This is a genomic window from Streptococcus moroccensis, from assembly GCF_030812835.1.
In the GTDB taxonomy this organism is placed as follows: Bacteria; Bacillota; Bacilli; order Lactobacillales; family Streptococcaceae; genus Streptococcus; species Streptococcus moroccensis.
Map to the genome: position 1 here is coordinate 1 of NZ_JAUSTM010000029.1, position 19,927 is coordinate 19,927.

The 19,927-nt window shown below is 46.3% G+C and carries 18 protein-coding genes; 7 read left to right on the plus strand and 11 right to left on the minus strand.

All coding sequences use genetic code 11. From position 1 onward, the window contains the following. Positions 1 to 202: 202 nt before the first annotated feature. From J2S23_RS10025 to J2S23_RS10050, 6 genes are all read right to left on the minus strand, one after another. A complete protein-coding gene (locus tag J2S23_RS10025) occupies positions 203 to 1,615 on the minus strand; it encodes a PTS transporter subunit EIIC (protein ID WP_307122588.1) in 1,413 nt (470 codons plus the stop codon). After that, entirely contained in the window at positions 1,615 to 3,288 is a 1,674-nt protein-coding gene (locus tag J2S23_RS10030) for an alpha-glucosidase (protein ID WP_307122589.1), read from the minus strand. The genes J2S23_RS10025 and J2S23_RS10030 overlap by 1 nt, the downstream gene beginning before the upstream one ends. 136 nt (positions 3,289 to 3,424) lie before the next feature. Continuing rightward, complete coding sequence (locus tag J2S23_RS10035) at positions 3,425 to 4,135, minus strand: MurR/RpiR family transcriptional regulator (RefSeq protein ID WP_307122590.1); 711 nt, start codon at positions 4,133 to 4,135, stop codon at positions 3,425 to 3,427. After that, entirely contained in the window at positions 4,132 to 4,890 is a 759-nt protein-coding gene (locus tag J2S23_RS10040; RefSeq protein ID WP_307122591.1) for a MurR/RpiR family transcriptional regulator, read from the minus strand. The genes J2S23_RS10035 and J2S23_RS10040 overlap by 4 nt, the downstream gene beginning before the upstream one ends. Before the next feature lie 117 nt (positions 4,891 to 5,007). Continuing rightward, entirely contained in the window at positions 5,008 to 6,006 is a 999-nt protein-coding gene (gene ruvB / locus J2S23_RS10045) for a Holliday junction branch migration DNA helicase RuvB (protein ID WP_307122592.1), read from the minus strand. Positions 6,007 to 6,335: 329 nt separating this feature from the next. Beyond that, positions 6,336 to 7,610: a DUF3114 domain-containing protein gene (locus J2S23_RS10050; protein ID WP_307122593.1), complete on the minus strand. Its 1,275-nt coding sequence runs from the start codon at positions 7,608 to 7,610 to the stop codon at positions 6,336 to 6,338. Positions 7,611 to 7,788: 178 nt separating this feature from the next. Between J2S23_RS10050 and J2S23_RS10055 the strand changes: the two genes are divergently transcribed. The 6 genes from J2S23_RS10055 to J2S23_RS10080 are packed head-to-tail and all read left to right on the plus strand — an operon-like array spanning position 7,789 to position 13,327. Then, positions 7,789 to 8,988 carry an NRAMP family divalent metal transporter gene (locus J2S23_RS10055; protein ID WP_307122594.1) on the plus strand — a complete coding sequence of 400 codons (1,200 nt, stop codon included), beginning with the start codon at positions 7,789 to 7,791 and terminating at the stop codon, positions 8,986 to 8,988. A 19-nt stretch (positions 8,989 to 9,007) separates the two neighbouring features. After that, positions 9,008 to 9,745, plus strand: coding sequence for a 5-oxoprolinase subunit PxpB (gene pxpB, locus J2S23_RS10060; protein ID WP_307122595.1), 738 nt, complete (start codon positions 9,008 to 9,010; stop codon positions 9,743 to 9,745). Beyond that, positions 9,735 to 10,739: a 5-oxoprolinase subunit C family protein gene (locus tag J2S23_RS10065; RefSeq protein WP_307122596.1), complete on the plus strand. Its 1,005-nt coding sequence runs from the start codon at positions 9,735 to 9,737 to the stop codon at positions 10,737 to 10,739. The genes pxpB and J2S23_RS10065 overlap by 11 nt, the downstream gene beginning before the upstream one ends. Positions 10,740 to 10,751: 12 nt before the next feature. Then, complete coding sequence (accB, locus tag J2S23_RS10070; RefSeq protein ID WP_307122597.1) at positions 10,752 to 11,183, plus strand: acetyl-CoA carboxylase biotin carboxyl carrier protein; 432 nt, start codon at positions 10,752 to 10,754, stop codon at positions 11,181 to 11,183. Between the two features lie 12 nt (positions 11,184 to 11,195). Beyond that, on the plus strand, positions 11,196 to 12,557 hold the full coding sequence (accC, locus tag J2S23_RS10075) for an acetyl-CoA carboxylase biotin carboxylase subunit (RefSeq protein ID WP_307122598.1): 1,362 nt from the start codon (positions 11,196 to 11,198) through the stop codon (positions 12,555 to 12,557). Continuing rightward, positions 12,554 to 13,327 carry a LamB/YcsF family protein gene (locus J2S23_RS10080; RefSeq protein ID WP_307122599.1) on the plus strand — a complete coding sequence of 258 codons (774 nt, stop codon included), beginning with the start codon at positions 12,554 to 12,556 and terminating at the stop codon, positions 13,325 to 13,327. Before accC ends, J2S23_RS10080 begins: the two co-directional genes overlap by 4 nt. Before the next feature lie 141 nt (positions 13,328 to 13,468). Here J2S23_RS10080 and J2S23_RS10085 read toward each other — a convergent pair whose 3' ends face one another. From J2S23_RS10085 to J2S23_RS10105, 5 genes are all read right to left on the minus strand, one after another. Continuing rightward, positions 13,469 to 15,364, minus strand: a complete 1,896-nt coding sequence (locus J2S23_RS10085) for a M13 family metallopeptidase (protein ID WP_307122600.1) — start codon at positions 15,362 to 15,364, stop codon at positions 13,469 to 13,471. An 86-nt stretch (positions 15,365 to 15,450) separates the two neighbouring features. Next, positions 15,451 to 16,293: a metal ABC transporter permease gene (locus J2S23_RS10090; RefSeq protein ID WP_307122601.1), complete on the minus strand. Its 843-nt coding sequence runs from the start codon at positions 16,291 to 16,293 to the stop codon at positions 15,451 to 15,453. Continuing rightward, positions 16,286 to 17,161, minus strand: coding sequence for a metal ABC transporter permease (locus J2S23_RS10095; protein WP_370868714.1), 876 nt, complete (start codon positions 17,159 to 17,161; stop codon positions 16,286 to 16,288). The genes J2S23_RS10090 and J2S23_RS10095 overlap by 8 nt, the downstream gene beginning before the upstream one ends. Beyond that, positions 17,145 to 17,909, minus strand: a complete 765-nt coding sequence (locus J2S23_RS10100; RefSeq protein ID WP_307122603.1) for a metal ABC transporter ATP-binding protein — start codon at positions 17,907 to 17,909, stop codon at positions 17,145 to 17,147. Before J2S23_RS10100 ends, J2S23_RS10095 begins: the two co-directional genes overlap by 17 nt. 119 nt (positions 17,910 to 18,028) lie before the next feature. Next, positions 18,029 to 18,961, minus strand: coding sequence for a metal ABC transporter solute-binding protein, Zn/Mn family (locus tag J2S23_RS10105; protein WP_370868715.1), 933 nt, complete (start codon positions 18,959 to 18,961; stop codon positions 18,029 to 18,031). Positions 18,962 to 19,116: 155 nt separating this feature from the next. On the opposite strand from J2S23_RS10105, the gene J2S23_RS10110 reads away from it, so the two are divergent. Then, positions 19,117 to 19,770, plus strand: a complete 654-nt coding sequence (locus tag J2S23_RS10110; RefSeq protein ID WP_307122605.1) for a metal-dependent transcriptional regulator — start codon at positions 19,117 to 19,119, stop codon at positions 19,768 to 19,770. Positions 19,771 to 19,927 lie beyond the last annotated feature (157 nt).

The following is a 19,927-nucleotide window of genomic DNA, read 5'->3' on the forward strand; positions in this document are numbered from 1 at the left end:
CACGCTTCCTCGCAAAGCCTTTTCTTTTAGTATACTCCTATTTCAACCAAAAAGCCCTTAGAAACTGTAATCTAAGGACTTTGTCTTCAATCTGAGGCCAAGACTGTTGTCTTGACCTTAACATCACTAACGTTCCTTCTAAAACTTTTTGTAAACCGCTTGGCAAGGAGAATAGCTAGTGATTGGATAACCGATACAATGCTTAGGCTTCATCGTCAATCAAGATTTCTTGCGGAATGGCGAACATCTTGGTCAAGGTGAAGCAAAGGCCTACTGTGAAGATGGATACCAAGAAGTAAACCACCAATTGGTAATTGTCATAGATATACATGAGGTATGAAGGCAACACCGCTAGACCATAAGAGTTAGAGCGAATTTGGAAGAGGGATAGGAGTGCTGCACCTAGACCAGATGACAAAAGCATCATGTAAAGAGGTTTCAAATGGTAACGCAAGTGCAATCCAAAGAGAACCGGCTCACTTATCCCGAACAATTGAGACATGAAGGCACCCATAACCGTTTGCTTAACCTTGCTGCTCTTGGCGCTGCGATAAAAGGCCAAACAAGAACCCAAGTTCGCAAATCCATACATGGCACAAAGGGTAATCAGTTGGTTGAAGCCTGTGTTAGCTAGCAGCGAGGTTTCAATCAAGACATACATGTGGTGAAGCCCTGCAATAACGGTCAGTGGGTAAGTCGCTCCGACAAAGAAACCACCCAAACCAAATGGCAAGTTCATCAAGAACTCCGTCAGGTTAACAATCCCGATTTCCAACCAGTGAACGATGGGACCAAAGCCCATCAATACCACAACCAACATCACCAAGATGGTCACAAACGGTGTTAAGATGAGGTCCAAGGAATTCGGCATGATTTTACGGAGTTTGCGTTCTAATTTAGAACCGAGAAAACCAGCTAAAATCGCTGTTAAGACAGACCCTTGTGCTCCCATGACTGGAATCACCCCAAAGACCTGAATAGCTTCAGCATCGCCAGAGGCAACTGCATAAGCATTTGGCAAGCTAGGTGAGACGAACATCAACCCTAGAACTAAACCGATCATCGGTGTCCCGCCAAAGACGCGGAAAGCAGACATGGTGATCAAGGCTGGCAAGAAGGCAAATGCCGTATCTGTCAAAACGCTGACCAATTGGTTAAGGTAGGGCGGGAAAATCTCTGTGGATAAACCAATCAAGCCAAGGATATTGTCATTGAAAATCACCCCTTTAAGCCCTAGGAAAAGACCGGTTGCTGCGATAACAGGAACAATCGGAACAAAGATATCGCCCATGGTCCGCATGATGGCACGGATCCCTTTTTCCTGGCTCTTAACATAGGCATCTTGTTCAGACTTAGCCACTGTGGCAATGCTCATGGTTTCCAATTCTTCAAAAACCTTGTTGACAATCCCACCACCCAAGATAATTTGGTATTGGCCGCTGTTAAAGAAAGTACCTTTAACCTCGTCAACCTTTTCGATGGCTTTGGTGTCGATCGTTTCATGGTCTTTAACGACTAAGCGAAGACGCGTCGCACAATGTGTTGCAGATATGATATTGTCACGGCCAACGATTTCTAAGATATCACTGGCAATTTTTCTGTATTTTTCTGTCATTATTTCTCCTCCTCAATGACAAGAGCCCCAAAGGCTGGAAGTGTTAAAAGGTGTTGGTCAATGGTATAGTCTTGGCTGTTATACAGGTGCACGGCCTTGACAGGACGCTCAAGCGTAATCGTTTCTCTCATCTCAGAAAGGCTCACCACAATCAGGTAACTCGCCCCTGCATCCTCACGCCTGTAAAGAAAGACAGGTTTCCCCTGACGCTCTGGAAAGGCAATCTCACCTAGGGTCAAAGTTTCAAGGGCAGGATTCTGTTTAAGCGCAATCATGGCCTTGTAAAACTGGAAAATGCTATCTGGAGTGGCTATCTGGTGCGCCGCATTTCGCACCTCTGATCGCTCCGCAATGGGCAACCACGGGGTTCCTTCTGTGAAACCAACCGTCGGCTCTGCTGTCCACTGGACGGGTGTCCTTGAATTGTCACGGCTTCTGAGGTTAATAATCTGAAGGGCTTCATCAGCCGTTAGCCCTTCAGCCATCCCTCGGTGATACTGATCAATCGAGGAGATGTCATCAAAAGCGTCAATGCCATCGCGCTCAAAGTTAATCATACCAAGTTCTTGGCCTTGATAGATAAAGGGTGTCCCTCTCAAGAAAAAGTACATCAAACCAATCGCTTTGACAGCAAGTGGATTGGTCGCCTGATTCAACAAGTACTTACTGGTTGCCCGTGGTTGGTCGTGATTTTCGATAAAGGGAGCTCCCCATCCAGATGTTTGGATGGCTAATTGCGACTCTTCCAGGATTTGGAAAAGATCCTCAGGTGTCCACGCTACCCGCTTAAACCATTCGCTGCCGCTTGCGACATCGAGGTCTGCATGTTTGAAATCAAAAATCATCGAGAAGAACCCATCCGGTCCGATAAACTGATCGAGCTGGTCATAAGGCACTCCAGGGGCTTCTGCCACTGTGACACAATCGTATTTTTGGAAACAACGTTCATTGAGCTCCTTCAGGAAAACCTCGATGCCCGGTTGATTACGACTTGTCTTGGTGCACTTAACCAGGCCATCGACCCCATCTGCTGGCTGACTCTTAAAGGTCAAATCCTTTTTGATAAAGGTGATGGCATCAATCCGAAAACCTGCAATTCCCATCTCTAGCCAGGTAGTAACCATCTGGTAAACCTCCTCGCGCAGGGCTGGATTTTCCCAGTTGAGGTCAGGCTGTTTCTTGTGGAAGGTATGGTAGTAGAAAATATCCTCATTGGGGAGTTTTTCCCAAACGCTACCACCAAAGATGGATCGCCAGTTATTAGGGGCTTCAGTCCCCTCTTTAAAAATATAATAATCGCGATACTTGCTCTTAGGGTCACGCAAGGCTTCTTGAAACCAAGCATGCTCATCAGAGGTGTGATTGACCACCAAATCTAAGATAATCTTAATCCCACGCGCTTTGGCTTCTGCGATCAATCGCTTGACATCCTCCAAGGTCCCGAATTCCTCTGAGATAGCAAAATAGTCGGAGATATCATAACCATTATCAGCCATAGGCGATTGAAAGATTGGGCAAATCCACAAGCTTGTCACTCCCAAATCACTGAGATAGTCTAGCTTTTCAATAATGCCCGGAATGTCCCCGATCCCATCTTGGTTGCTATCATAGAAACTGCGAGGGTAAATCTGATAAATGACTTCTTTTTGCCACCATTTTTCCTGTTGACGCATCCGTTCTTCCTTTCTGCTCGTAATCGTTTACAAGAGCCATTATAAGCCAACAGCATTACATCTTCAATAGCTTTTGGCCATTAAAAAAAAGCGACCGGCATTCGTCACTTTTTTCCTATAAAAGTAAAAAAGACCACTACTGGAGCAGTCTAAATTTGAGAAAGAGGATTTCCACCGCCAATAAAAATGGCGTGAGAATCGGCTCTGCATAGGGGAAACGAGCCTTGTCAATAGTTGGAATCAGCAGCAAATCATCATAGAGAATGGATGGGTGCTGGGTATCTGTCATGACCAAGGTATAAAAGGAAGACATGGTCTGCGGTGCCAAAGCGATCACCGGGAGGTTGCTCTTTCCATCAATCTTAATCACCCAAAGGACCGAGGCCTCCCCCTTTTTGAGGCAGGCTTCAAGAGCTTGAGGATTGGGTAAAATAAAGAGAGACAGTTGACTCTGCAGGAAAATTCGCTCGATAACCTTTGCCACACGTAATTCCTTATCCGTCTGGGCGAAGAGATAGACGGTTTTGCGCTCCGTCAAAGCCTGAAACAAGGAGGTAGTGTCATAACTATGGATATAATCAATAATCTGATGGTAGAGTTTAGGGTAATCCTGTTCACTATCCGTCAGCTTGGCCTGTAACTTCAGAGAGGCTTTCAATTCGCTAAAGCCCGATAGCCCCAGCTTTTGGCAAAAGCGAAAGATCGTCGTGGTTGACACATGGCAAGCTGCTGCCACTTCCTGAATCGTAAGGCCAGACAGGTCTGCCTCCTCAATATAGTGGTAAATGTCCCAGTCAAGCTCAGACAAGTGTCTCGCCTTTTCTTGGACCAATACTGCAAGACTCATGCCTTTCCTCCTTTATGTAGCAACTGATAACACCCTTCAAAGAGCTGGTCAATGATAAAATAAAAGGTTGTGCTAATCCCATGAGTAAACTTGGTTTTGGTATGGATAGATGTCGTCGGCACATAAAGCTGATAGTCTGATAAGCTAGACATGGTATTGGTGGAGGTTCTGGTCATCACCAGGGTCTTGATTGGGCTCACACGACACTCTTCCAACATGGCTATCCCTTCAGGCGATTCCCCCTTATAGGAAATCAAGCAAAACAAATCATCCTCCGAAAAATTTTCCTTGGCATAGGAAAACTCCCCCTGGTCAAAAAGGACACTGACCTTTTTTCCTAGGGAGGTAAATAGCTGACGCATGGATTCCACTTCCAGCTTCTGCTCATTTCCCGTCCCAAACAGATAGATGACCTCTCGTGACGCCAATAAGGCTACCATCGGTTGTAGCTGCTGCTTGGCGAAAATCTGATCCACATAGAGATGATAGTTTTGAATGACCTCTTCAAAATCATCTTGTCCCTGTGGCAGATGATCCCGCTGTTTCAACAAATATTTGAGTTCTGCAAAGGAATCGATTTCCATTTTTTTGAGCCAGCGGAAAATCGCTGCTCGGGACAGATAAAGCTCATCAGACAACTGCTGACTCGTCAGGTCATCTAGATTCCCAGTATAGGCTAATAGGTAGTTAGCCATGTTTTTTTCAGATGCTGTTAATTTAGGATAGTGGTGATTGATCAAAGTTCTAAAATCCATAACAAACCCTCTCACTTCTAATCCCATTATACCACGTTTCCAAAAGACACTAAATACCGCTCTACGGCAGTATTCAAAAAAAGCCGGTTTCCCAGCTTTTCCGTATGATCTATTGCACTAAATCTCCTTAGGCGAATAACCCAGATGCGCATAAGCCTTGGGTGTCGCCACGCGCCCCGTCCGCGTCCGCATGATAAAGCCTTGCTGGATCAGGTAGGGTTCATACATGTCTTCGACCGTTTCACGCTCTTCTGCGATATTGACCGACAAGGTGCCCAGACCGACTGGCCCTCCCTTGTACATCTCAATCATGGTGCGCAGGATTTTTTGATCGACATAATCTAACCCTTCGCTATCCACGTCCAGCATGGACAAGGCCTTGTCTGTAATACGTGCATCAATCTGGCCGTCTCCCATGATTTGGGCGAAGTCTCGGACCCGTTTTAGAAGGCGGTTGGCAATCCGTGGCGTCCCGCGACTACGACGGGCTAATTCAATCGCGGCTTCGTGGGTAATGACCATCTCAAAAATATCCGCCGTCCGCTCGACAATCTCCGTCAGATCAGACTGCTCGTAATACTCCATATGCCCTGTGATCCCAAACCGTGCCCGCAAGGGATTGGACAACATCCCAGCCCGTGTGGTCGCTCCGATGAGGGTAAAGGGTGGCAACTCCAAGTGGACACTGCGGTTCGCATCGCCACTACCAATCATGATGTCAATGTAAAAATCTTCCATGGCACTGTAGAGCACCTCTTCAACGGCCATCGGTAGGCGATGGATTTCATCGATAAAAAGGACATCTCCTGGTTCAAGGTCATTGAGAATAGCCACCAAATCGCCTGCTTTTTCAATGACAGGACCGGAGGTCTGCTTGAGATTGACCCCAAGTTCATTGGCAATCACAAAGGCCATGGTCGTTTTCCCGAGACCGGGAGGCCCAAAAAGAAGGGTATGGTCCATGGCTTCATCCCTTAGCTTGGCAGCCTCGATAAAGATTTTTAATTGGTCCTTGACCTTGTCTTGGCCGATGTATTCTCTTAAATATTGGGGACGAAGCGTGCGCTCAACCAGCTCCTCGTCACCCATTAATTCACTGTCTAAAATTCTTGTCATGCCCCTATTATAGCAGATTTTAAGGGAGATGAAAAAAGAAATAGCCGACCGCAGTCGATTATTTCCTGGAGATATATGAACGTTAACAACCACTTGGAACAAGGTTGCCAACTTTTTAAAATTTTAGGATTGAATACAGTATACTTAAACTTCCTTAAACAAACCTTAAAGCTTTGATTAATGAAAGTAATTTTTTTAAAAAAGGGCCCTTTTTTATAAGCTGTATATCCATCTGGATCAAGCACACACTTACCAACCTAAACATCTTTTTGGCAATGCCTAATTTCATCATACTGCTGATTTTAACAATTCTTGAAAAAGCACCACTTCTACCCATCCAATCCTTCATCAATCATTTTCTCAAAATGTTTGACGGCTTTGGTGACCCGCTGAGCGCCCGATTGGCCATCTTTAGCAAAATAACCTTTGGGGTTAAAGTAGGAGAAAAGCCAATCATTCGCTTGCTTGCTCCCTTTTTCGGTGGTCAGGCGATTCGGTGAGAAAAAGCGGGCGTGTTTTTGGCGAGCCAGTTTTTTGCGAAAGGTGGGGTCGTGTGGACCGACAGGAGCTATATCTAGGGCTCTGTGCCGAGCATTGTTTTGACTGGCATAGTTAAAACTAGCACCATTAAGGATGCCATTTTCAGTCACTCCTTCAACATCCACCTCATTGAGAAAATGCCCAAGCTCGTCCAAGATAAACTCTGTATGAAAATGGAGTAAAATTTTAAAATTGATAAGCGGTATACCATCTGGATAGATAATCTCAGCAGTCGTCGCATCGGATGGTTTTAGGGCAATTTTGTTATGCAAACGAGCAGATTCTGTCATGTTATAAGCATAGTAATAATTGGTATTGTCGACGCCCAGTTCCTGCATAACGCCATTGCGATTATCCATATTACGGATATAGACAGCCAAGGCCTGTGCATCGGTCATCCCTTCTTTACGGTAATGCTGACGCACCCACTGGGCCTGCTGGGACGAAATGACATAGCGGAATTGATGAAGTTGGCGATTTAGCTTCCCCTCACCTGCCAGGGTTTGACCCGGAAAAGCTTTTTGGACCGTCTTTGAAAACTCCTTCCAAAAAGGATCTGCAGGCTCTATGTCTGGGGAAATACGCGCAATCAAGCGCTCCGTTTCCGCAATAGTTCCCGATAAGTTATCCGGCATTGTCGCGACAGTCATAGCAGCCTCTAAGAGGTCTTTTAACTCTTTGACACGACTTTCTCGGCCGCCAATCCGCCACAGGTTTTGAAACAACTCCGAGCCAAACAGCTGGCTCTCTTCCATCCGGTCTTCCAGATAGGAAAGATGTTTATCTCGCTCATCAGGCACCTTTAGGGCCCGCAAGAAGCCTTTCTCAATCACTGACTTAGACCAGCCTTGTCGCTTCAGGAAAACAACTTGACCCTGTAACCTTGCTCGCCAAATATCCTGATCTTCTGCATCTAAAAATCCATAATACGACGCTCGGAAGTCATCATCAAGCGATAAATCATTGAGTTCTGTGTCCATCATTTGCCTCCGGTTCCTGATCACAATGACCATGACCCCAAGCAGAACAAATCCTAGTCCTAGAACTATTCCATAACCATTCATAGCTCTAGTATAACAAGAAAAACGTGGACTTAAAAGTATTTGATGAACTTTTCTAGTACTAGTTATTTCTATTTTCGGGACTCATGTCATATCTTCTGACATAATTTTGTGTTTTTTGTTGACATTTTTTATTTTTAGCGTATAATGTAAACACTATCATTTTTTTGGAGGTTCTTTTATGGATAAAAAGACGAATCGTGGCGCTCTCATCGGAGCTGCATTTATCATGGCAACATCTGCCATCGGACCCGGTTTCTTAACACAAACCGCTAAGTTCACCGACTTGTATGGTGCTAGCTTTGGCTTTGTAGTACTAGTGGCAGTGGTATTAGCCTTAATCGTTCAGTTGAATATCTGGCCAGTACTAACGTCCAGCGGTCTGCGTGGCCAAGATGTGGCCAACAAAGTCTTTCCTGGTTTGGGATATCTTCTAACAGCACTTATTGTTTTGGGAGGACTGGTCTTTAACATCGGGAACGTCGGTGGTGGTGCCCTTGGCTTTAATACCTTGCTTGGAATTCCAACTATCTTTGGTTATTTTCTAGCTGGTGGACTAGCCATTCTCATCTTCCTTTTCAAAAATGCCATGACTGCCATGGACAATTTCACTAAGATTCTGGGTGGCCTCATGATCGCTGTTATCTTCATTGTTATTCTGATAGTAAATCCACCTTACGGAGAAGCTCTGAAAGCAACAGTTATGCCAGATGTCCCTTATAGCGATTTGTTTAGCCCTATCTTGACTCTCTTAGGGGGAACGGTTGGCGGTTATATCACTTTTGCAGGAGCTCACCGTCTGATCGATGCTGGCTTCACAGGCAAAGAAAACTTAGCCCACGTCAAGAAAAGTGCTATGACAGGTATTTCAATCGCTACAATTGTCCGAATTTTCTTGTTTTTGGCTATTTTAGGCGTGGTCAGCAAAGGCGTTAGCCTTGATCCAGCCAACCCAGCAGCCGATGCTTTCAAGCAAGGGGCTGGTGAAATCGGCTACCGATTCTTCGGTCTTGTGCTCTTATCAGCTGCTCTTACTTCAATCGTCGGAGCTGCTTACACCTCTGTCTCTTTCTTAAAAACATTAATCCCTATGGTTGCTAAGCATGAAAAAGCTGTCACCATCGCTTTCATCATCGTCTCAACCTGTATCATGGCCTTCTTAGGACAACCGGCTAATCTTTTAGTCATCGCTGGGGCTCTGAACGGCTTGATTCTTCCGCTGACCCTTGGCATCTGTCTGGTGGCTAGTCAAAAATCAAACATTGTCGGACCTGATTACAAACATCCGAAATGGTTGCTTATCGCTGGGATTATCGTGGTGATTGCAACAGCCTACCTTGGTTTCCAATCCCTAGGCTCCCTCGGCCAACTTTTTGCTTAACCGATAAGGAACATTGCTTATGACCTTTACCATTAAAACAGCTGGTGACTCAGCGGTGTTATTAACCTTTGAGCAAGCCATCAGTCCCGATATCAACCACCAGATCAAGTCGTTGCTCTTTCTCTTGAAGGAGCAACCCATCTCTGGAATCATCGACATCATTCCGGCCTTTGCATCCCTTTTGATATCTTATGATCCCAGGGTCATTACGTTTGCCAGGATTAAGAACCACCTACTGGCCTTACAAGATGCGAAGGTCTCATTAGCCAAGGCGGGCAAGCGAATCTTTGAAATCCCGGTCTGTTATGGTGGTAATTACGGCCCTGATTTACCCTTTGTTGCTCAAAACGCCGGACTGACCGAAGAAGATGTCATTGCCATTCATTCTAGCCAAGATTATCTCATCTATATGCTAGGCTTTTTGCCAGGATTTCCTTATCTTGGTGGCTTGGATGACCGCATCCACACACCACGCCTAGACAATCCCCGCTTGGCCATTCCCGCAGGCAGTGTCGGCATCGGTGGGAATCAAACTGGCATCTATCCTCTAGAATCGCCCGGCGGGTGGCAGTTAATCGGTCGAACCCCTATCGAAACCTATCAACCAAATCGGCAAGTCCCCATCTTGTTTGAGGCAGGAGACTACATCCGATTTAAGCCCGTTAGTGAAGAGGAATTCGGGAATATCTTAGCTGCTGTAAAGGCTGACAACTACCAAGTAACCATTATTCGAGAGGAGGGCAGCCATGGGCATTAGAATTTTAAAACCCGGTCTCATGACTACTGTACAAGATATGGGCCGCACTGGCTTTCAAAGCCAAGGTTTCGGAGTGTCTGGAGTCTTGGATGTTAGGTCCTTTCGGATTGCTAACCTCCTCATTGATAACCCTGAAAACGAGGCAGTTCTTGAGTTTTCTCTGGTTGGACCAACCCTCGAATTTACGCGGGCAACTATTATTGCCATCACAGGTGGCGATTTTCAACCGACGATCAATGGCGAACCTGCTAAGATGTACACCGCCCTTTATGTCCACAAGGGAGATGTGCTTGCTTTTGGCGGTGCTCGAACCGGCTCCAGAGGCTACATTAGTTTTTCAAGCTATCTCCAGGTTCCAACAGTCATGGGAAGCCGGTCTACCAATAGCAAGGTTGGGTTGGGTGGCTTTAAGGGACGCAAGTTAGAAGCTGGGGACTTTATTGATTTTCGTATCAATCGCCTCTACCTTCCTCATTTCTTGTCTCGTACCCTTGACATCGATGAATTTGACCAAGAAGAGGCGGTCTTACGCGTCGTCCTTGGTCCCCAAGAAGAGGCCTTTTCAAAAAATGGCATCCGCACCTTTCTCTCTGAAACCTATACCGTAACCAGTGATTTTGATCGTATGGGCTGCCGTTTAGATGGGCCATTTATTGCCCATCGCGACAAGGCTGACATCATTTCTGACGGCACCGTCTTTGGCTCTGTCCAAGTCCCAGCCCACGGCAAACCCATCATTTTGCTATCAGACCGTCAAACAACTGGTGGTTATGCTAAAATCGCTACGGTGGCTTCTGTCGATATGCCAAAATTGGTCCAACGTAAAACCGATCATACCATTCGGTTTAAGGCTATTTCAGTCGAAGAAGCCCAAGCCCTCATGGCTGCCGAAGCCAAGGAATTTAAACGGATGCGGCAAATCATCCACCAACCTTGTAAGGAAGTCCTTGATCGTCGGCAGGTCGCCAAACGGATTGCCACACTTTTTCAATAGGAGAAAAACTGAATGACTATAGATGATATCAAAGAACTTGTCGCCCTACTGGAACAATCCTCTCTCGTCGAAATGGATATCCAAGATGGTGATTTTAAAATCCGACTCAGCCGTAAAGGCGAGGTCGTGCAAGCACTGCCCTCCCATCTACCAACACTCCCGTCAACGCCTGTGGAAACTGCCGATGACACCGCAGATAACGATGAGGACCTCATCACCTCTCCGCTCGTTGGGACCTTTTACTCTGCGGCTGGTCCAGACATTCCAGCCTTTGTCCGCGTCGGAGATAAATTAAAGGCTGGAGATACGGTCTGTATCCTTGAAGCCATGAAATTAATGAACGAAATCACCGTTGACGCTGACTGTGTGGTCGAAGCCATTTTAGTTAGCAACGAGCAAAAAGTGGAGTATGGCCAACCGCTCTTTAGGATTAGAAAGATTTAAGGCGGTGACGCTATGATTCAAAAAATTTTAATCGCTAACCGGGGTGAGATTGCTGTTCGGATTATCCGCGCCTGTCGAAACCTTGGTCTACAGTCTGTAGCTATTTATTCTAAAGAGGATGCTAATAGCCTACATGTTCAACTGGCCGACCAACGGATTTGTATCGGCGAAGGACCTGCTCGCAACAGCTACCTCAACAAAAACCATATCATCACTGCCGCTCTCAATGTTGGTGCTGATGCCATTCATCCAGGTTTTGGCTTTCTTTCTGAAAATGCTGATTTTGCAAGACTCTGCCAAGACAATGGTCTTATCTTTATCGGACCAAGCCCAGAAGTTATCGACCAGATGGGCAATAAATCCCAAGCCCGCCAAACCATGACTGCTGCTGGGGTGCCTATTGTCCCAGGAAGTCCTAGCCACGTCAGACATTTAGAAGATGCCAAAGCTCTTCTTCCTGACATCGGCTTTCCAATCATGATCAAAGCGTCCTCAGGTGGTGGCGGAAAGGGCATGCGGATTGCCCGAAATGCCCTTGAATTTGAAGACCAATTTACCATTGCTCAAAGTGAGTCCATCAACGCTTTCGCGGACGATGCCATGTATCTGGAAAAATACATTGAAGACCCTAAACACATCGAAATCCAAATCATGGCTGACCAGTACGGTCAAGTCGTAGCCCTGGGAGAGCGGGACTGCTCTGTCCAGCGCAACCACCAGAAACTGATCGAGGAAAGCCCTTCTCCTGCGATTGACGACCGCTTGCGAGAGCAACTAAATCAAGCCGCTCTCGCTGCTGCCCGAGCCGTTCAGTATGTCAATGCTGGAACCATTGAATTTATCATGGATAAGAGCGGTGATTTTTATTTTATGGAAATGAACACCCGCATCCAGGTAGAGCACGGTGTCACGGAGATGGTTACAGGCACAGACTTGATTGCTGAGCAAATTCGGATTGCCGATGGTCAGCACCTGTCCTTTAAGCAAGAGGATATTCAGTTGCGCGGACACGCTATCGAATGCCGTATCAATGCTGAAATCCCGGCCAAAAACTTCATGCCAAGCCCTGGTCCTGTCAATCATCTGCATCTCCCAGCTGGAAATGGAGTTCGGGTTGACACGGCCCTCTATTCAGGCTATCAGATCCCATCTGAGTATGATTCAATGATTGCTAAAGTCATTGTCCATGCCCCAGACCGTGAGGCTGCCATTCAAAAAATGAAGAGCGCCCTCGGTGAAATGGTTATATTGGGAGTAGAGACTAACCTTGACTTCCAATATAGCATCATGCAAAATCCTGATTTTAAAGCCGGAGACATCACAACCAGCTTTATCGAGCACTTTTTATCACTCAAGGCAGGAGGAAAATTATGACCTATAAGGTTGATTTAAACAGCGATTTAGGCGAAAGCTTCGGCGCATACAAGATTGGCCAAGATGATCAGATCATCCCGCTAGTCAGTTCTGCCAATGTGGCCTGCGGTTTTCATGCCGGAGATCCTCTGGTCATAGACACTACGATTGCCCTGGCTAAAAGCCATGGTACAGGTATCGGAGCTCACCCTGGCTTTCCTGATTTGATGGGTTTTGGCCGTCGGAATCTGCAGACGACCGTTAGAGAAACCAGTGCCTACATCACTTACCAGATAGGGGCTCTGGGGGCTTTTGTCACTGCTCATAACGCCAAGCTCCAACACGTCAAACCACACGGGGCCCTCTATAACATGGCCTGTCAAGACGCCCCATTAGCTAAGGCCATCACGGAAGCCGTTGCCCGCTACGATGACGAGTTAATTCTGCTCTGTCCTGGTGCCAGTGAATTAGCCCTGGCTGCCAAATCCAGTGGCTTACGCGTTGCCAAAGAAGTCTTTGCCGACCGTTCTTACGAAAAAGACGGGTCCCTAGTTGCCCGCAGCAAGGAGGGGGCTATGATTACCGATGAAGCACTGGCTATCGATCGCCTTGTTCAGATGATTACTCAAAGAACGGTGACGACGATTGACGGAGCCATTATTCCTATCGAAGCTGACTCTATCTGTGTCCATGGCGATGGGCCTAAAGCCCTCGACTTTGTCCGCACCATCCGCCAGACCTTTGATACAAAAGGAATCCAGATTGCATCCTTGTCGGAGATTATTGCTTAACCCTAAAACCATTTTAAAACGCATGCCCTGCTCACTAAAAAAGTGAGAGGCTTGCGTTTTTTTGCGTGGTTACTCTAGCTTTTTATGTTATTTCCCTAAACCAAAAGAAGACTGAGAGTGCTCTCAATCTTCATCTTGATTCTACCAAATAATCACACGCTCTTCTGGGGCACGCCACATGGCGTCTTTTTCAGTGATACCAAAGGTGTCATGGAAGGCATCAAAGTTAGTCAAGGTGACATTGGTGCGAAGCTTGCCAGGGGCATGGACATCGACACTTGCCAGCATCTGCATGTACTCTGGACGCGCCTTCATGCGCCAGATGGTCGCAAAGTTTTTAAAGAAGGCTTCCGCAGAGAAGTCCGCATCCTTCTGAGCTGCTTCTAGGGCACAGGCTACCCCACCGAGGTCAGCCACGTTTTCAGAGACCGTCAACTGACCATTGACCTTAGCACCGTAAGAATCTAAGCCATCAAACTGCGCCACAATCTTATCTGTCCGTTCTTTAAAGGCCGCATAGTCTGCCTCGGTCCACCAGTCATTGAGGCTACCGTGTTCGTCAAAGGAAGCCCCGTTGGTGTCAAAGGCATGGGAAATTTCATGGGCAATTACCGCACCGATACCACCATAGTTGGCTGAAGAGCTTTGCTCCAAACTGTAAAACGGCGCTTGCAGAATCGCTGCAGGGAAGACAATCTGGTTTTGTTGCGGGTCGTAGTAGGCATTGACCATGTGAGCAGGCATATGCCACTCGGACTTGTCCACAGGCTTATTCCATTTACTCCAGGTGTGGGCGATGCTGATTTTAGCCAATTCCTGTGCGTTTTCAACGAGAGACTTGTTCTCATCGATCACTTTCTTAGCATAGGTTTCTGGCAATTTTTCAGGGTAGCCGATATGCGGTGTGATGACATTTAGCTTAGTAATGGCTTTCTCACGAGTTTCTGGTGCCAACCAGTCCGCTGTCTCCAAACGATCCTTGTAGACCTGAATCATATTGACCACTTTTTCTTCCACATCTGCCTTGGCTTCTGGCGAGAATTTCTCACCCGCATACCAGAGTCCCAGAGCTTGGCTATACGGCCCTTGCGCTAAATAATTGGCTGCTTTTTTCTTGTCCATGGCCTGAGGCGTCCCAGAAAGAGCGCGGTTATAAGCACCTGATAGGACGCGAATCTCGTCGGTCAAGTAAGACGTATAGCTCAAGGCTGCGCTTCGCACCAAGACTGCCTTGAGGTGCTCCCAGTTGGCTTGAGAATAGAAATCCTTAGCAAATTCAGTCCAAAAGCGCTCCTCTGGCACAATGACCTTGTCAGGAATCTCCCCTAAAATCTCCGTGAAGATCGCATCAAATGGCAACTCTGGCGTTAAGGCGACAAAATCAGCCCAGTTATAAGGATGGTAAAGTTTAACATACTCAGATCCTTCTTCACTAGAAAGAACATATTGGGCGACTTTAGCATCAAGCGCCAAAATCTTATCCAGCATGTCCGCAATCTCAGCTTCTGAAAAGCCAAATTTTGGCAATAAGGCTTCCTGACTCTCACGCCACTTGGCTAAGAGTTCTTCTTTTTGCGGATGCCCCTCTTCATAATAAGTCGTATCCGGCAAAATCGTTGACGGCGCGTAAGCCCAAAGCACATTGGTCTGAGCATCCATAAAGTCTGGCGACACACCAAATGGCAGAAGATTAGGCTTGCCGTCCATCTCAAAACGAGCGATTTGACTGGCAAAGTCATCAAAAGATGTTAGTGCCTTGTACTCTTCAATCAACGGCAGAACAGGCGTTACACCATCTGCTTCGCGTTGATCAAAGTCGGTAGCCAGGCGGTGGAACTTCACAAAGTTTTGGATGACCGCATCGTCTGGGACATCCTGCCCAGCCAACCACTTGTCCGTTGTTTCTAACATCAAGTCCTCAATCTCATCGTTGAGGTCTGAAAACCCACCTGTTCGAGGCTTATCCTCAGGGATGACCGCAGTCTTCTCCCAGTCACCATTAACCGCATCATAAAAATCATCTTGTAAGCGTACCATAGTAGTCTCCGTTTTTCTTATATTCCCTTTATTCTAGCAAAAAAGCCTAAGAATTGCATGATTTGAATCAGTATAGCCCTAAAGCACTAGTTATCTCCAAAAGTTTTTTCCAACCCTCTACGCCCCACTAAAGCGACCAAAAAGGTCAGTAGGCTAACGACGGCACAGGCTCCTGCCATGGTCAGATCCATCTGGTTCGCTAGGGCAAACCCCAACCAACTATTGAGTAAGGCTATCATTAATGTAGAGAGGAAAAACTGAGGCAGATGTTTTGCCCAGATGAGCGCGGTCATGCTTGGCCCTATCATAAGGGCAATAACCGCAATTGACCCGACCGCATCAAAGGAAACTACCGTTGTTAACGACACCAGCACCATAACAGCCAATTGTAACCCTTTCACCGGAACACCTTGTAACCGAGCTTGGGTTGGGTCAAAGAGCATGAGTTTCAGAGGATGGTAAGCTGATCCTAAAAAGAGCAGGTTAACCCCTAAAATAGCTATACTCTTGACTAAAGCTACTGGTAGGGACAAGCCAAAAACAGCCATCCGGTAAAAGGGGGCAAAGAGCACTTCTCCCATCAAAACCATATCCAGGTCCAGGTGGACATTTCGAGCAAACATGGAAATGAGAAGGACCGCCAAGGCAAAAAAGGTCGAAAAAACCAGACCTGTTGCTGCATCACGTGCCAACCGCCTAGACTGAATCATTTCAATCAAGACTACCGTGAGCACTCCAAAAACTGCTGCCCCAATGACCAACAGAGGTGATTCCAGGCTATGGCTGACGAAAAAACCGAGCACGATTCCTAAGAGCACCGAGTGCGACAGAGCATCAGCGATCATAGCTTGATTTTGCAAAACCAAAAGACTTCCCAACAGGCTTGTTGATACCGACACAAGGCCTAAAATCAATAACACCTCAGACATGGTTACTCCTTCCTAATCCTCTTTTAACAGTCCAAATCATTAGGGCTATAGCACTCATGGTCACAATAATGCTAGGTCCCGTTGACATGCCAGATACTAACGAGCTGATATATGAGCCCGTTAAGGCTGATACGCTTGCCAGGGCAGCTGCAAGGCGTAGCGATTGCCCATAAGTCTTGCCCCATAAGAGCCCAAGGCTAGCTGGTGCGATGAGAAAGGCACTCATGAGAATAGCACCGACCACTTTTAACCCTACTGAAATCAAGGCAATCATCATCAAGCGCGTCAAGAAATCCAGCGTCTTAACTGATACCCCTGACAGTTGCGCATGAACAGGATCAAACAACATAAGGCGATAACGCTGGTAATAAATTCCATATAAAGCCAAGCAAACGACCGAAACACCGATAATCAAAATCACATCCGCCTTTTTAATAAAGGCAGCTTGACCAAAAAGATAGGTTTGAAGACCAGCTTGTGAACTATTGGCAAAAGTTGGGTTCCCCTGAACAAACTGCTTAAGGACCATCCCAAGACCAAAGAAGGCCGCTGACACCAAAGCCAAGGCATTGATGAGTGACTGACGACGATGGTTTGCGATCCAATAAACGAGCCGATAGGAAACATAGCCTGATAGCATAGCTCCCAACATGAGGAGCAGGGGCTGACGCGACTGGAAAACCATAAAGGCAAAAACGACCCCTGGATAAGCCGCGTGCCCTAACATGTCTCCAATTAAACTCTGTTTGGTCAATACCGTAATCGTGCCAACCATACTAGACGCAAGGGCCAATATTAAGGTTCCCACTGCCACGGTCAAAAAGGCATAATCTGTTAAAACTGCTAACACCTTACCCCTCCTTGCCATTAAAACCCATTAGTCCCTGAATAGGTTGCTCGATGCGATAGGTTTTTTGATAATTTTCCGTTGTTAAAACATTCATTATCGGACCTGCTGCGATGACTCCTTGATTCACCCAAACCAAATGGTCAAAATAAGCGGTTAAACTATTGAGATCATGATGAATCACGAGAGACGTTTTGCCCTTGTTCTGAAATACCTTGAGCGTGTCCATAATGATTTTTTCCGTCTGAATGTCCACACCTGCTAAAGGCTCATCCATCAGGTAAAGGTCGGCTTCCTGAGCGAGAGCACGGGCAATGAAAACCCTCTGTCGCTGACCTCCTGACAGTTGGTCAATTTGACGGTCCACAAACTCTTCTAGCGCCATGGTCTGAATGGCCTCAGCCACAATCGCACGATCGTTCCGATTTGGTTTTTTAAACCAACCTTTCATCTTGGCAAAGCGTCCCATCATGACAATATCATAAACGGTTGCTGGGAATTGCCAATTGACATCGGAAGCTTGAGGAATGTAGGCGATGGACTGTTCAATCACCTTGTCTAATCTCTCGCTCTGACCGAGGATTTCACGACTTCCTTGAGAGGGTTCCAGTCCCAAGATTGCCTTAAAAAGGGTCGACTTTCCAGCACCATTGGGACCGACAATGGCACAGCGACTTCCTTTGGGAATCCGTAAACTAACATCCGATAGAGCCAAAATAGTCCCGTAACGCACATTGAGACCTTCCGTTTTTAACGCGTATTCTGTCATTTTCATTTCCTTTTTTTACTTATAAATCGACTCCACAGGCTGTCTTTGGTTACCTTTAACCACACGACCTCTAAAACCAGTAAGCTGAAACAGATCCTGTTCCAGCTTGTTCTGATCTCTTATTTGAGATTCTCTACCATGAGTCTCGTATTGTGCTTATACATGTCAATATAGGTATCACCGTCTTCACCAGATGGCGCTAGTGAATCCGACAAGAGTTCATTGCCATCACCTGTCACCACGGTCACACTACCACCCTTCGCTTCAACCGCTTCCTTCAGTTTTTCCATGCGTTCAGGATTGGTCGTGCTTTCTGTAAAGATGGCTTTAACCTTGTTCGTCACAATCAAATCCACTGTTTCCATCATATCGCTATTAGCCACTTCTGAATCTGTGCTCACCCCTTGAGGCGCTGCAATTTTAAATCCATAGCTGCGCGCAAAGTAGTTAAAAGCATCATGAGGTGTAATCAAGTAACGGCTACCTTCAGCAATCTTGGCCAACTCTTCCTTATTCCAAGCGTCTAATTCATCTAAGTCTGCTAGATAAGTGTCCGTATTAGACTGAATGGTGTCCTTAGTAGCTGGCAAGAGCTTTTGCAATTCTTCTGACGCCACTTCTACCGCCTGCTTATAAAGAGCTATATCAAACCAGAAGTGAGGGTCAACAACAGATTCTCCCTCTTCTTCCATCTCGTTAATATCAGCAGTTGCAAAATCTTTAGAAACAGCTACTCCTGATTGCTCAAGCGCATCGACCATTTTCCCCTCAAAATGAAGACCATGGTAGAGCACCAAATCAGCTTTAGCTAATTTGTCCAAATCACTGGATTTAGGTGTGTAAAGGTGAGGGTCTTCGCCAGCTGGGATAATTAATTCCACTGTAACAGCATCTCCTGCCAATTGCTGCACCATATCCTCTAAAAATGAAGTTGTTACGGTAACGGTCGGTTTCTCAGCTGTAGACCCTGCTTGTTCAGCCGAGCGCGTTCCACAAGCAACCAATCCTAGACTAAGCAGTAGCATTGTCACAGCAGTAAAGCATTTCTTTATCATATAGGAAAATCTCCTTAATCGTTATTATTATTTTTATTAACCATGGTTAATTTTAATTATAATTTACCCTAAATAATCTATAAAGTCAAGTATTTTTTAAAATTTTGGTATAATAAAATAAAACATGGCCAATCCAAGAAAGAAGAACCCTTATGACGCCTAACAAAGAAGACTACCTCAAATGCCTCTATGAACTGAGTTTGCAGGAGCCTAAGATTTCCAATAAACAGGTCGCAGAGGTGATGAAAGTTTCTGCACCAGCGGTGACAGAAATGCTCAAAAAATTAATCGCCGATGACTTAATCATTAAAGACAAGCAGAGCGGCTATGCCTTGACTGCGTCTGGCCAGTATCTGGTTGCCGCGCTGTATCGGAAGCACCGATTGATTGAAGTCTTTTTAGTCAATCATCTAGGCTATACCATCGAGCAGGTCCACGAGGAAGCTGAAGTCTTGGAACACACGGTTTCAACCCTGTTTATCGAGCGCCTCGAAAAATTATTAGATTACCCGAAAACCTGCCCTCACGGTGGGACCATTCCTGCGCAAGGACAGTTGTTAATTGAAAAATATCAGCAAACCTTAGACCAACTCGACCAAAGGGGAAGCTATCGCTTGGTCCGTGTTCAGGACGATTACCAACTGCTTGACTACCTTGAGCAGCATGACATCAAAGTCGGCGACCAGATTGACTTGACCCAGATTGACGACTACGCAGGGACCTTTAGCCTCAAAACGAAGAGTGCTTCTTCATTGCAAGTGACCGTCCCTATCGCCCAGAAACTGTATGTAGAAAAATTGTCATAGACTGACTCAGCTCGGCTTGACCTCTCCCCGTCCAAACAACAGTTCCCTTATAAACCACCACTGAAATCATGACCACCCGTCTAACGGGTGGTTTGAACAGGGGCTATAAGCCCACATCACCAGCCAGCGCCTAAAGACGCTGGCTTTCACTTTGTTC